The organism is Actinacidiphila sp. bgisy144 (assembly GCF_057708105.1).
The window spans coordinates 300,765-313,892 of sequence record NZ_JBYIRM010000005.1; the positions used below are offsets into that span (position 1 = coordinate 300,765).

Genomic DNA, 13,128 nt, shown 5'->3' on the forward strand with positions numbered 1-13,128 from the left:
CGGGGCGGTACGGGGCGGCCCCGGCCGTACGGGGCCGGTCCGGGCCCGTGAGCAGGGCCGTTCGCCGCACCGGCGCCGACCGCGGCCGCGGGCCCGGACCATCCGCCGGGGGCGGTTGCGGCCCGCCCGGGCCCGCACCGTAACGTGGTGGCGTGTACCGGTTCCTGCTCACCCCGCGCTGGCTGGCGGTCAGCCTGCTCGCACTGCTGGCCGTGCCGGTCTGCGTGTTCATGGGCAGTTGGCAGCTGAGCCGCTTCGACATGCGGGTCGAACAGCACAAGTCCGCCGAGCACGACGAGAAGCGCACCGCCGCCGCGGCCCCCGTGCCCCTGGCGCGGGTGCTGCCCACGACCGACGCCACCGTCGGCAGCGACGACACCGGGCGGATCGTCAGCGCCACCGGCCGCTACGACACCGCGCACCAACTCCTCGTCCCGAACCGCCTCCTCGACGGCCACGACGGCTACTACGTCCTCACCCCGCTGCGCCTGTCCGGTGGTGCCGCCCTCCCGGTGGTCCGCGGCTGGCTGCCGGGCAAGGCCGCCGACGCCGCCCGCGAGGGCCGGGTGCCGGCCCCGCCGGCCGGGCAGGTCACGGTCACCGGGGCCGTGCAGTACCCCGAGACCACCGAGACCAGCGGGGTGGACACCAGCGGCGCGCTGCCCACCGACGAGATCGGCATCATCAGCGGCGCCTCCCTGGTCAATGTGCTGCCCTACCCCGTCTACAACGGCTGGATCACCGCCAACCACCCGGCGAAGCCGCTGACCGCGGTGCCCCCGGCGGCGGCGCCGAACAGCGGCCTCGACCTGAAGGCGTTCCAGAACCTCGGCTACACCGGGCAGTGGTTCGTCTTCGCGGGCTTCGTCGTCTTCATGTGGTTCCGCTTCGTCCGCAGGGAGGCCGAGGCGCGGGCCGACGCCGCGCTCGGCATCCTCCCGGACCAGCCGGACGGGCCGGACGGGCCGGGCGGACCCGGCGGCTCCGGCCGGCCGGGCGGGCCCGCCGCCCCCGACCCGCACGCCGCGGACGGCGAGCCGGGGGAGCCGGACCCCGAGGGCACCCGGCAGGCCGAGGGCACCCGGGACGCCGAGCCGGTCGGGTCAGCCGCCCACGTGGCGTAGCGCGAAGGCCAGCTCCAGCCTGACCTGCTTGATCCGCTCCTCCACGACGAGCGAGCCGTGTCCCGCGTCGTACCGGTACACCTCGTGCGGTTTGTCGAGGGCGCGCAGCCGCTCCACGTAGTTGTCGATCTGGCGTATCGGGCAGCGCGGGTCGTTCATCCCCGCGCTGATGTAGACCGGTGCGGCGACCTTGTCGACGTAGGTGATCGGCGAGGACGCCTCGTAGCGGTCCGGGACCTCCTGCGGGGAACCGCCGAACAGGGTGCGGTCCAGGGCCTTGAGCGCCTCCATCTCGTCCGCGTACGCCGTCGCGTAGTCCGCGACAGGGACCGCGGCGATGCCGACCGTCCACGCCTCGGGCTGGGTGCCGAGGCCGAGCAGGGTCAGATAGCCGCCCCACGAGCCGCCGGTGAGGACCAGCCGGGCGGGGTCGGCGAGGCCGGATTCCACCGCCCACTGCCGCACCGCCGCGATGTCCTCCAGCTCGATCAGGCCGACCCGGTGCTTGAGGGCGTCGGTCCACTCCCGGCCGTATCCGGTGGAACCGCGGTAGTTGACCCGGACGACCGCGAAGCCGTGGTCGAGCCAGGCGGCCGGGCCCGCTGCGAAGGAGTCCGAGTCGTGCCAGGTGGGGCCGCCGTGGATCTCGAAGACCGTCGGGAACGGCGCCGGCGCCGCGTCCTCCTCGCCGGCCGGGCGGGGTGGCCGCTGCACGAGGGCGTGGATCGGCCCGCCCGGGCCCTCCACCCACACGTCCTCCACCGGCACCGACTCCGGGGCACGCAGCCCCGGCGCCTCCAGGACGATCCCGCCCGCCGTCGAGCGCACCGCGGGCGGCTGCGCGGCCGAGGACCACAGGTACTCCACGCTTCCGTCGGGCCGCGCGGTCGCCCCGCCCACACTGCCTGCCGGGGTGTCCAGCCGGGTCAGCGAGCCGTCCGCCAGGTCGTACCGGAACAGCTCGCCGCGGGCGTGGAAGTCATGCACCACCAGCAGCGCGGAGCCGTCCGGATACCACTCGGCGTGCACGTCGCCGGGCAGGTCGAAGGCCAGCTCGGTCTGCTCGCCGCCGGCCACGTCCCACACCATCGGCAGCCAGCGGCCCGTGCGCTGGTGGCCGACCAGGAGGCGGGTGTCGCCGGGCACCGGTGCGAAGCCGAGGCAGTCCAGACCCAGCTCCAGCCGGCCCCCGTCGGTGTCGTCCAGCTCGGCGACGGTACTGCCGTCGGAGACGCGCAGCACCCGCAGCGCGCTGTGCATCGCGTCGCCGTGCTCGGTGTGCTCGATGACGACCAGCGTGCCGTCCTCGGAGAGGTCGCCGACGCCCGCGGACTCCGGGTGCCGGTAGATCTCGTACGCCTCGCCGGACGCGGGCACGACGTGCACGGAGGTGCCCTCGTCGTCGCTGGAGCGGCCTATCACGGCCAGCCCGCCGACACCCAGCGCGAGGCCCGCGGGATAGGACGGGGGCAGGCCGGGTGCGGCCGGTATGTCGTCGCCGCCGCCGAACGGCTGCTTCATCCACACCCCGAACTCGTCGCCGTCGGTGTCGGAGAACCACCACACCCAGGCGCCGTCCCTGCTGAGGGTGCCGTCCGTCGTCCCGTTCGGCCGGTCGGTGACCTGGCGGCGGCCGCCGGTGGTGCGGTCCCACGCGTACAGCTCGTACGTCCCCGTGACGTTCGACACGAACAGGCTGCGGTCCGGGGCGTCCTCGGCCCACTCCGGCAGCCCCACCCGGGGCGCGCGGAACCGCGTCTCCCACGCCGGCATGGCGCCGGTCTCCGACATGGGCCCGACGGCGGACCCGGTGATCTCGTTCATGACCCCATCATGCTCCGCCGCGCCCGACTTCTGTGCGGCTCCCCGCACAGCCTGTGGATAACTTCGCGGCGCCGCGGGTCGGAGCGCGGGGCCGGAGCCACGGGACGGAGTGGCGGATCGGAGCCGCGGATCGGAGTGGCGGGTCCGGGTGCGTCCGGCTCAGTCGGCCTGCTGCGCCTCGCCGCGCACCACCACGACCGGGCAGGCCGCGTGCAGCGTCACGGTGTGGCTCACCGACCCCAGCAGCGTCGCGCGGAAGGTGCCGCGGCCGCGGACGCCGACCACGATCAGCTCCGCCCCCTCGCCGCGGTCGAGGAGGACCTGCGCCGGGTTGCCCATGACGGTGACCGGGCTGACCTCGGCGGCACGGGCGGGCGGCAGCGCCTGCTCGATCGCCTCGCGGAGCGCCTGCGCCGCCGACGCGCCCAGGTCGTAGTCCTCCGGGAGGCCCGGCACCGCCCCGCCCCAGCCGAACGACGCGGGCATCTCCCACGCCGTCACCGCCTCCAGCGTCGCCCCGGTCAGCACCGCCTGCCGGTCGGCCCAGCGCAGCGCGTGCAGGGAGGGGTCGGAGCCGTCGACGCCGACCACGATGCGCCCGTGCTCCGTCGCGGACTCGCTGGTGGGCGCGCTCGTGGCCTCGCTCTGCTCGGCGGCCGGCTCCGTCATGGCCTGCTCCTTACCCGCTGTGTCCCGCGGTCGGGCCGCGGAATCCGCCGCCGGGCGCGCGGCCCGGCCCCTGCCACTTCCTGTTCCTGTTCCTGTTCCTGTTCCTGTTCCAGGGCAACTTTAGGGGACATAACGGCGCATTGCCGGATGAGGCGGGCGAGGGCGCGGATGTGCGTGCGGGACGCCGGCGCATGTGCGGGCGTGGCGCGGCGGGCTGCGGGCGTGGTGCGGCGGGCCGCGGGCGGCTCAGTCCGCGGCCGGGCGCTCCGGCAGCCCCGCGCGCAGGTCGAGGAGCGGGCCGAGCTCGCGCGCGACCGTGTGCAGGGGCGCGGGCGACTGCTCGGCCCTGGCGATGAGCAGGGCCCCTTCGAGCGCGCTGATCATGAGGGTGGCGAGCGCGGGCGCCTGCGCGGCGGGTACGCCGAGGCCGGTGAGGGCGGCGGCGAGAGGTGCGTTCCAGGTGGCGAAGGCGGCAGCGGCGGCCTCGCGGGTGGACGCGGCGGACTCCGCGCAGTCGACGGTCGCCGCGGCCACCGGGCAGCCCGCGCGGAGCCCGTCGGCGTCGAACTCCCGCGTCCACTGCCCGACCATCGCGGTGAACAGCGCGCTCGGCGACGGCTCGGCCAGTTCGGCCACCTCGGCCAGGAAGCGGTCGACCCGCCCGGCGGCGTACCGGCCGGCCCACGCCACCGCCTCGTTGACCAACTGCTCCTTGCCGCCGGGGAAGTAGTGCTGGAGCGAGCCGCGCGGCGCACCCGCGTGGGCGGCCACCTCGCGCATGCCGGTCGCGTTCACCCCGTCGCGGCGGATGAGTTGGGCCGCGCTGAACACCATCCGCTCGCGCGGGCCGTACGTACGCGCCGGCGGGCCGCCTGCCCGATCGGACCCGCCCGCCGCCGAGTTGTCGCCGCTCCCCGACCCGTCCACCGTCGCGGCGGCGTCCGCCGCGTCAGCCGGGTTCCCCACGTCCGCCGTGCCCGCCGCGTTCGCCGTGTCCGCTCCCACCGTCTCCCGCCTCCGTCCACTCCGCCGGGTCCAGCCTATAGACGCCGGTCAACGTGTCGGTCGCGCGCGACATCCGCACCGGCCGCAGCCGCCGGCCCAGCGTGCCCAGCAGCGCCTGCCGGCCCGGGAGCACCGACGCCGACACCAGCCGGGTGCCGCGCGCCCGGGCCCGGTCGAACAGCACGTCGAGCATGGCCGCGCCGGCCCCGCGACGCTGCCAGCCGTCGACCACCAGCAGCCCCAACTCGCCCAGGGGGCAGGGGTACGGCGCCGCTCCCGGGCCGTCCGCCCACTCCGTCGCCAGGCTGCCGAGCCCCACGGGCGCCGGGCAACTGCTGTACGCCGAAGGGCTGTCGGGCGGGAAGGGCCCCTGCGGGTAGGCGATCACCGCGTCATGCCGCTCGGGTCGGCCGGCGAGCACCGCGTCCAGGTACGAGCGGGGCAGTTCCCGCAGCCGGCCGAAGAAGCGCAGCCGTACGGTCTCGGCCGAGCAGCGTGCGAAGAGCCCGTCGAGTACGGGGCCGTCCTGCGGTCGTACGGCCTCGACCCGCCACCGGAGAGCGGGGCCGGGGCCGGGGCCGGGGCTGGGCGTACTCGACGCCGCACCCGTTATGACGTTCGTCATAGCTCCCAGTATTATGACGGCTGTCATAGATCGCAAGCGGGGGCGGACGAGGCGGGGAGGACCGGGATGAACGCAGGTCACGCGGGTGGTACGGGAGGCGCGGGCGGCCGTACGGGGTTCATCGGCCTCGGCGTGATGGGGCAGCCCATGGCGCTCAACCTCGCCCGGGCCGGCGTCCCGCTCGTGGTGTGGAACCGCAGCCCGGACCGGTGCGAGCCGCTTCGCGCCGCCGGGGCGAGCGTCGCCGCGGACCCGGCCGACGTGCTCCGGCGCTGCCGTACGGTGCTGCTCATGCTCTCCGACGGCGCCGCCATGGACGCCGTACTCGGCCGCGGCACCCCGGACTTCGCCGCGCGCGTGGCCGGGCGGGTGATCGTCCACATGGGCACGACCGCGCCGGAGTACTCCCGGGAGTTGGGCGCCGACATCCGTGCGGCGGGCGGCGGTTACGTGGAGGCGCCGGTCTCGGGCTCCCGGGTGCCCGCGGAACAGGGGCGGTTGGTGGCGATGCTCGCCGGGGACGAGGAGGACGTCCGGACCGTACGCGAGCTGGTCGCGCCCATGTGCCACGAGGTGTTCGTGTGCGGGGACGTGCCCGAGGCGCTGCTGACCAAGCTGGCGGTGAACATCTTCCTGATCACCACCGTCACCGGGCTGGTGGAGGCGTTCCACTTCGCCGAGCGGCACGGGCTGGACCGCGAGCGCTTCCTCGCCGTGGTCGACGCCGGGCCGATGGCCAGCGGGGTCTCCCGGATGAAGGCGCCGAAGCTCAGGGACGACGACTTCGCCGTGCAGGCAGGGGTGCTGGACGTGCTGAAGAACAACGAGCTGATCGCGGCAGCCGCCAGGCAGGCGGGAATCGCCTCACCGCTGCTCGACGTCTGCCACGGCCTCTTCGCCCAGACCGCGCAACTCGGCCACGGCGGGGCCGACATGGTGGCGGTGCTGCGCGCCCTCGAGGCCCGCACCGAGGCGCTGCCCGGAGCCCGCGGCCAGGCGCGGACCGGAGCACATGACGAGGCCCAGCCCGGAGCCCAGGGCGGGAAAGCCGCCGCCTCCCGAACCGCCTGACCGCGCCGCCGCCCACCGCATAGGCTGCAACCGCCGCCCGCCCCTTACGTGTTGCGAGGTGCGGGACGGGACACCGGGGGCGCACAGACGCGGCCAGGACGGAACGCGGACGGACCGACGGCGGACGGAAGGCGGGCGCGCGATGGGTGTGGCGATACGCAGGGCCGGGGCGGACGACCGGGCGGCCGTGGTGAAGCTGCTGGACGAGGGCTTCGCGCAGGACCCGGTGAGCAACTGGGTGTTCCCCGACCCCGAGCGGTTCCGCCGCAGCCACGGCACCCTGATGGGCGCCTTCCTGGACATCTCGCTCGCCGAGGGCTGGACGGACGTCACCGAGGACGGCACCGGGTGCGCGCTGTGGGTGCCGGTGGAGGCGGGCGACCACGGTGACCCGGACGACCCGGCGCGCTTCCGCGAGGCGGTCGACCCCGGCAACGAACGGGTGGAGCAGATCGCCCGCCTCACCTCGGCGACCCACCCCAGGGACCGCGCCCACGCGTACCTGATGATGATCGCCGTCGCAGCGTCCGTACGCGGGCGAGGCGTTGGCGCCGCCCTGGTCAACAACACGCTGCGGCGGTGCGACCGCGACGGGCTGCCGGCGTACCTCGAAGCGAGCAGCCCGCGCAGCCGCGGGTTGTACGAGCGTCTCGGGTACGGATTCCTCGGCACCGCGGTGGAACTGCCCGGCGGGCCGCACATGTACCCGATGTGGCGCGAGCCGCGCACCCCGGCCCAGGGCTGAGCGCGGCGCCCGCCTCCGGGTGGCCGGTCGAAAACCGCTTCCGGTCGGCCCGGTCGGCCGCATAGCGTGCCCGCCCATGGACCAGCACCACGGCAGCGATCACGACAACGACCACGGCAACGACCACGGCACACCGCCGCGCCTGACCCGGCTGACCTTCCACGGGCCGCTCTCCGACGCCCGTGCGGCGGCCATCATCGACCGGCTGGCCGGCACCGCGCCGCCGCGGACCGTGCTCGACACCGGCTGCGGCTGGGGCGCGTTCATGCTCCCGGTGCTCGAAGCGGTGCCGGGCGCGACCGGTGTCGGCGTCGACCTGAACGCCGAGGACCTCGCGCGCGGCCGTGCGGCCGCCGAGCAGCGCGGCCTGGCCGACCGCGTGGCCTTCGTCGAGGAGTCGGGCATCGGCACCACCCGCGGGCCCGCCGACCTCGTCCTGTGCCTGGGTGCCGGGCACGCGCTCACCGACCAGAGCCCACCCGGCCACATCAAGGCGGCACTTGAGGCTCTGCGCGGCCTGGTGACCCCGAACGGCCGCGTGCTGTACGGCGAGGGCTTCTGGGAGCAGCCCCCGCCGCCGGACCGGCTCGCCGCGATGTGGCCCGGGGCGTCCGCCGGCGAACTGCCTGACCTCGCCGGGCTGGTGGACCTCGCGGTGGCCGCCGGGTTCCGCCCCTCCTGGATCGAGACCGCGAACGCCGACGAGTGGGACGCCTTCGAGTCCGGCTACCAGTCCGACACCGAGGACTGGCTCGCCGCGCACCCCGGCCACCCGCTCGCCGCCGAGACCCGTGCCCGCCTCGACGCCCACCGCGCCAACTGGCTGCGCGGCTACCGCGGTTACCTCGGCATCGCCTACCTCACCCTCACCCCGGCCACCTGAACCCGCCCTGCCTCACCCCGCCCTGCCTGACCCCGGCCGCCTGGACTCCCGCCGCCGAACCCGCCGCCTGGGCCTTGCCGACCGACCGCTTGGAGGACCACCGCATGACCCACGCACCCGGGTCCGTACGCGCCGCCGTCGACGAACTGCTCGCCGCTGTCGACCCGCTGCCCCACGGCGAGCGGATGCGGCACCTCGCCGCCTGGGCGCGGGAGCAGGCGCGGCGTCCGGCGGGAGCCGGTCCACCCGACCTGCGGGCCGCGCTCCACGAGTTGGACCGCCGCGGCAGCTACGGCCGCCGGCTGGCGGGCACCGCGGCGGTCGCCGGGCGGGACCTGGAGTTCCTGGAGCACCGCCTCCTCGACCCGGACCCCGCGGTGCGCCGCCACGCGCAGAAGGCGGCGGTCCGGCTGCCACTCCGCGACGACGCACTGGCCCGCGCGGTGCACGACGCACCGCAGGACGCCCGGCGCCGACTCGCCCACGTCGTCGTGGCCGGCGGCCGGACCGCACTGGCCGAGCGACTGCTGCCGACCGTACGGGAGTTGTGGGACGACGAGGAGGCGGCCCGGCTGCTGCCCGGCTGCGGCGGCGCGACGGTGGCGCGACTGCTGCCCGAGCTGTTCCGGGCGGTGGTGAACTGGCAGGCGCTCGGCCGCAGCCACCCCGACCAGGTGCTGGCCGAGGTGGAGCGCCAACTCGCCGATCTGCCGCAGCAGTCCCGCGCCGCCTGGTGGGCCCGCAACGCCGACGTGTTCCCCGCCGTCGCGAAGGCCCGCCCCGCGCGCGTCCTCGACCTGCTGGACGCGCACTGCCCGCCCCGGCTCCCGCCGCCGGTGCGGAGCATCCTCGGGCTGCTGGCCAGGGCGGAGCCGGGCCGTACGATCCGGCTGATCACCGCGCCCCGCCGCGCCGCCGCCCCCGCGAGCGACCTGATATCCCGTGCCGCCCTGGCGCGGATCGCCCGCTGCGACCCGCCCGAACTGGCCGACCTCGCCCGGGCCTGGAGCCACCGGCAGGACGCCCTCGCCCACCTGCTGCGCGCCCTGCCGCCCTCCCGCCGCGCGTCCTGCTACGACGCCGCCACCGCGGGGCAGGACCTGTCGCGCACCGAACTGTCCGACGCGCTGCTCGAGGTGCTGCCGCGCCCGCGGGCCCAGGCAGAGGCGCGGCGGACGGCCGGGCAGCTCGAACGCGCCGGCGCGGCCTGGCAGGTGGTGCTGGCCGCCGTCGCCCACCTGCCCCCCGTCGAGGCCCGCCCCCGGCTGCTGGCCGCCACCCGCCGGCCCGCGGCCGAGGACCGCGCACAGGCGTACCCGCTGCTGGCGGCCAACGCCGCCCGGTCGGGCGACCCGGCCGCGGTGGCCGAACTCGTCGGTGAACTCGGGAGGTTGCGCAACGAGCAGGAGCCGGTCCGCACACCCGCGCTCGCGGCCCTCGCACGCGTCCCGGCGCGGCTGTTCACCGGTACCGATGCCGACGCGCTCGACCGGATCGCCGCCGACGCCGTGGAGGCGCGGGACAGCTCGTACGGCACCCGGCACGCGCTGTCCCGGCTGGCCGTCGCACTGCTGCGGGAGCACGCGGTCAGCGGTGAAGAGCAACTGGTCGCCGCCGCGTTGAAGATCCTCGCCCGGCTCTCGGGCGGCACCGGTGGCGCGAACCTCGGCCGGCTGGACCAAGTGCTCCGCCGAGGGCAGGAGTTCCAGGTCTTCGACGTACTGCGGCCCTGGCTGGAGGCGGGCGCGGACCGGGTCGACCACACGCTGACCTTCGCGCTGGCCCGGGCCCTGGGCCGCCGGGCGCGCCGCATGTCCCAGCTCCAGGAACTCCTGTGGCAGGCCGTGCAGTTCGGCAACAGCACGACGGTACGCACCGCCGTCGACCTGTGGCTGGACGACCCGCGGACCCGCAGCGAGCGGGCCGTGCGGGTGCTGGAACTCGAACCGTCCGCCGCCGTCCTCGCCCCGGTGCTGCACGTCCTCGCCCGCCACCGCACCGACCTGCTCGACACGGTGCTGAACGACCGGCCGCCCTACGGCCGCTTCCTGACCCCCGGCACCCGCTGGCTGCCGCCCACCGACAGCGCCCACCGGTGGCTGCCGCGCCAGCAGCAGGCCGCGGCACGGCTGTTGCGGCGAGCCGCGGGCGAGGCGTCGCTGCCCACCTACCAGCGGGCCGGGTACATCCGCGACGCGGCCACGATCCCGGACGCCGGGTTCGACGTCGTACGCCGCCACCTCGGCGCCACCGACACGGTGCTCGCCGAGGCCGCGCTCGGCGCCCTGCCCTGGACCGACCGGCCCGCCGAAGCACTCCCGCTGCTGCTCGCCCACGCCGGCGACGACCGGGCGCGGGTCGCGCTGTACGCGGCGGGGCGCGCGGCGCGCTTCGTCGCCCCGTCACGGCTGGAGGCGGCGCTGCGGGCCGCGCTGCTGCCCGCGCCCGACGGCACCCCGCCGCCGGCGGCCAAGGTCACCAGCCGCAAGGAGATGATCCGGCTCGCGGCCACCCGCCTACCCGTCGAGGCGGCGAGCGCGCTGGTCGCGGCCGCCTACGGCCTCCAGGAGCAGCACCCGGACGTGCGGGCCTCGTGCGTGCCGTTCGTGGCCGGGCGGCTGCTGCGCACACCCGCCGCATGGGAACTGCTCGAACAGGCCGCCGCCGGGGCACCGGTCACCCAGGGCGCGATCCTGCGCACCGCGCCCTTCGAACTGCCCCCGGCCGAACGCGCCCGCTACGCACGGCTGGTGGCACGGGTCCGGGACTCCGCGGACCAGGAGACCGCCGACGCGGCCACCGGCCGGCTCGCCGCCTGGTCGCCCTGGTACCCCGAGGCCGCACCGATCCTGGTCGCCTCGGCGGTCGACCAGGGCAACCGGACATCCTGGCGGCCGGCCGCCGACGGACTGGTGTCGCTCGCCCGCGGCGCCGACGGCGCCCGGCCGCTCCTGGACGCCCTCGCCCGCCTCGTGGCGGACGACGCGCAGGCCGCCGCCCGCGGACTGGACGCCGCCGACGAACGGGACCGGCCCGCCCGGCAGCGGATCGACCACCTCGTGCAGCGGCTGACCGGCACCGTGTCCGCCACCGGCGGCCGGGCCACCCGCGCCGCCGTCCGCCGTGCGGGCGAACTCCTGAGTGCCCACGACGACTTCGTGCACCAGGGTGCCCATCTCGCCGCCCTCGCCCTCGACCTGGACGCCGAACCGCCCGCGGCGCTGGTCGAGTCGCTGGAGCTCCTGGCCGCACCGCTGCGCCGCCGGCCGGTGCTCGCCGCGCACATCGCGGGCGTCCTGCGCGCCCGGCTCGGCACCACCCGCCGCCCGGGCGATCCGCTCGCGCTCCTGGCCGCCGTCGACCGCCTCAGCGCGGCCGACGGGCAGGCCGCGGAAGGGCAGTTCGCGGTGGCCGTCACCCAGGCGCTCGGCGTCCGCACCGGCTGGCGCGAGGACTGGCGTGCCCGTCTGCGCACCCTGCGCCGCCACCCGGACCCGGACGTGCGCGCTGCGGCCCTCGCGGTGACCACGGCGGCGGAGTGACGGACGAGCCCCGACCCGTGCCTTTCGGGGCCGCGGTGGTGTACGACCCGGCAGCCCGGCGCCGTACACCACCGAGGCCCGTACGGCCGGTACGCCGTCCGCCCCTGGCCGCCACCGTTCGCCCCCTGAGCCCCGCCCGCCCCAACTCCCGCACAGCATGCGGAAGAGGGCTCCCCATGCTTCCTCCACAACCTTCACGACATCGCCACGACCTGTGAAGCGCCAGGCCAGCACCCCGCAGGCGCCCTTGCACGACGGGCCGCTCCGCACCAGCGACTTCAAGAACTGTTGACACCCCCGAACCGGAAGCGCAACATGCCGTGACGCGGGAGAGCGCTCTCCGAACTCTTCACCGCGTTGTCGGCCGCACCGCGGGCACCCTCGGGCGGAGCGGCCGCGCGAGGACATCCACCGGAGCCGGGAGGACGAGGAGGTTCCCATGGCACGCAGGTCCAGAAAGCTTCCAGGGCTGCTCATAGCGCTCGCGATGACCGCGGTGGGGGGTGCGGTGGCACTCACCGGAAACGCTTCCGCCGCACCGTCGTCGCACACCGCGGCGCACCACGCTGGCACGGCGGCGGCGATGGACATGCCGGTGTCCACGCAGACGTCGGGCGACGACCCCGACGGGGACGGCTACATCATGGCCGACCCGCCGGTCACCGGGGTGACGCCGTCGACGTACGACCCGCCGCACGCGTACTTCCACGAGTTCCAGGCGAAGTGCGCGCCGTCCCACACGCTGCCGGACGACCCGATCGTCTTCCCCGGGCAGCCGGGCAAGTCGCACGACCACACCTTCATGGGCAACGTCAGCACGAACGCCGACTCGACGACCGCCTCGCTGGAGGCGGCGAGCGGCACCACGTGCAACGCGCCCGGCGACAAGTCGGCCTACTGGATGCCGAGCATGTTCAACGGCGACCAGAAGATCCTGCCGATCGGCCCGCAGACGATCTACTACAAGTCGGGCGTCAACGACTACACCAGCGTCCGGCCGTTCCCCAAGGGGCTGCGGTTCGTGGTCGGCAACCCGATGCAGACCAAGGAGCAGTTCCAGAACCTCAAGGGCACGGTGGAGGGTTGGGAGTGCGGGAACAGCTACGGGAACTTCGACATCCCCGTCTCCTGTCCCGACACCCCTGACGTGCAGCTCAACATCCGCCTCCAGGCGCCCAGCTGCTGGGACGGCATCCACCTGGACACGCCGGACCACCAGAGCCACATGGCGTATCCGGTCCCGTCGGGCGCCAACCAGAACGTCTGCCCGGCGGACCACCCGGTGGCGCTGCCGATGATCGAGTTCAAGATGGCCTTCCCGGTCAACGGCGACATGTCGCAGGTCCACCTCGCAAGCGGGGCGGGCTTCTCCTTCCACTACGACTTCTTCGCCGACTGGGACGACGCCACGCTGGCCGCCATGGTCACCCACTGCATCAACGGCGGGTTGCAGTGCGACGACCACGGCTACGACCAGAGCCAGCCCGGCAAGGGCGCCGTGCTCGACAGCAACTACGAGTTGATCCCGTAACCCGTGCGCGGGTCTCTCCCGGAGGGCGCCGTTCCACGCCCTTCGGGAGAGCGCTCTCCCAACGTCTCGTACCGAGCGCGTACCAAAGCTCGTACCAAGGAGGAAGACA

10 protein-coding genes are annotated in these 13,128 nt (G+C 75.4%); 6 read left to right on the forward strand and 4 right to left on the reverse strand.

Annotated features, from left to right (window positions below):
* Positions 1–152: 152 nt before the first annotated feature.
* Complete coding sequence (locus AC3EVP_RS08645) at positions 153–1,124, forward strand: SURF1 family protein (protein WP_335982416.1); 972 nt, start codon at positions 153–155, stop codon at positions 1,122–1,124.
* Here AC3EVP_RS08645 and AC3EVP_RS08650 read toward each other — a convergent pair.
* The 4 genes from AC3EVP_RS08650 to AC3EVP_RS08665 all read right to left on the reverse strand — a co-directional run bounded on the left by AC3EVP_RS08650 (position 1,104) and on the right by AC3EVP_RS08665 (position 5,247).
* Entirely contained in the window at positions 1,104–2,948 is a 1,845-nt protein-coding gene (locus AC3EVP_RS08650; protein ID WP_435127789.1) for a S9 family peptidase, read from the reverse strand. The genes AC3EVP_RS08645 and AC3EVP_RS08650 overlap by 21 nt on opposite strands.
* A gap of 159 nt (positions 2,949–3,107) precedes the next feature.
* Positions 3,108–3,617: a universal stress protein gene (locus AC3EVP_RS08655; RefSeq protein WP_335982414.1), complete on the reverse strand. Its 510-nt coding sequence runs from the start codon at positions 3,615–3,617 to the stop codon at positions 3,108–3,110.
* 246 nt (positions 3,618–3,863) lie between these two features.
* Positions 3,864–4,451 (reverse strand): TetR/AcrR family transcriptional regulator, encoded by a 588-nt coding sequence (locus AC3EVP_RS08660; protein ID WP_435127850.1) that lies wholly within the window; start codon positions 4,449–4,451, stop codon positions 3,864–3,866.
* Positions 4,452–4,566: 115 nt separating this feature from the next.
* A complete protein-coding gene (locus AC3EVP_RS08665; RefSeq protein ID WP_435127792.1) occupies positions 4,567–5,247 on the reverse strand; it encodes a GNAT family N-acetyltransferase in 681 nt (226 codons plus the stop codon).
* Between the two features lie 66 nt (positions 5,248–5,313).
* On the opposite strand from AC3EVP_RS08665, the gene AC3EVP_RS08670 reads away from it, so the two are divergent.
* The 5 genes from AC3EVP_RS08670 (at position 5,314) to AC3EVP_RS08690 (ending at position 13,019) form a co-directional block, all read left to right on the forward strand.
* Positions 5,314–6,318: an NAD(P)-dependent oxidoreductase gene (locus AC3EVP_RS08670; protein ID WP_435127794.1), complete on the forward strand. Its 1,005-nt coding sequence runs from the start codon at positions 5,314–5,316 to the stop codon at positions 6,316–6,318.
* A 142-nt stretch (positions 6,319–6,460) separates the two neighbouring features.
* On the forward strand, positions 6,461–7,063 hold the full coding sequence (locus AC3EVP_RS08675) for a GNAT family N-acetyltransferase (protein ID WP_435127796.1): 603 nt from the start codon (positions 6,461–6,463) through the stop codon (positions 7,061–7,063).
* 76 nt (positions 7,064–7,139) lie between these two features.
* Positions 7,140–7,946: an SAM-dependent methyltransferase gene (locus tag AC3EVP_RS08680; protein WP_435127798.1), complete on the forward strand. Its 807-nt coding sequence runs from the start codon at positions 7,140–7,142 to the stop codon at positions 7,944–7,946.
* A 104-nt stretch (positions 7,947–8,050) separates the two neighbouring features.
* Positions 8,051–11,488 carry a hypothetical protein gene (locus AC3EVP_RS08685; RefSeq protein ID WP_435127800.1) on the forward strand — a complete coding sequence of 1,146 codons (3,438 nt, stop codon included), beginning with the start codon at positions 8,051–8,053 and terminating at the stop codon, positions 11,486–11,488.
* A gap of 439 nt (positions 11,489–11,927) precedes the next feature.
* Positions 11,928–13,019 carry a DUF1996 domain-containing protein gene (locus AC3EVP_RS08690; RefSeq protein ID WP_335982405.1) on the forward strand — a complete coding sequence of 364 codons (1,092 nt, stop codon included), beginning with the start codon at positions 11,928–11,930 and terminating at the stop codon, positions 13,017–13,019.
* Positions 13,020–13,128: the final 109 nt, after the last annotated feature.

Coding starts and splice junctions, on each gene's coding strand:
- AC3EVP_RS08650 (WP_435127789.1), bottom strand. CDS start 2,948: ATGAACGAGATCACCGGGTCCGCCGTCGGGCCCATGTCGGAGACCGGC.
- AC3EVP_RS08655 (WP_335982414.1), bottom strand. CDS start 3,617: ATGACGGAGCCGGCCGCCGAGCAGAGCGAGGCCACGAGCGCGCCCACC.
- AC3EVP_RS08660 (WP_435127850.1), bottom strand. CDS start 4,451: ATGGTGTTCAGCGCGGCCCAACTCATCCGCCGCGACGGGGTGAACGCG.
- AC3EVP_RS08665 (WP_435127792.1), bottom strand. CDS start 5,247: ATGACGAACGTCATAACGGGTGCGGCGTCGAGTACGCCCAGCCCCGGC.
- AC3EVP_RS08670 (WP_435127794.1), top strand. CDS start 5,314: ATGAACGCAGGTCACGCGGGTGGTACGGGAGGCGCGGGCGGCCGTACG.
- AC3EVP_RS08675 (WP_435127796.1), top strand. CDS start 6,461: ATGGGTGTGGCGATACGCAGGGCCGGGGCGGACGACCGGGCGGCCGTG.
- AC3EVP_RS08680 (WP_435127798.1), top strand. CDS start 7,140: ATGGACCAGCACCACGGCAGCGATCACGACAACGACCACGGCAACGAC.
- AC3EVP_RS08685 (WP_435127800.1), top strand. CDS start 8,051: ATGACCCACGCACCCGGGTCCGTACGCGCCGCCGTCGACGAACTGCTC.
- AC3EVP_RS08690 (WP_335982405.1), top strand. CDS start 11,928: ATGGCACGCAGGTCCAGAAAGCTTCCAGGGCTGCTCATAGCGCTCGCG.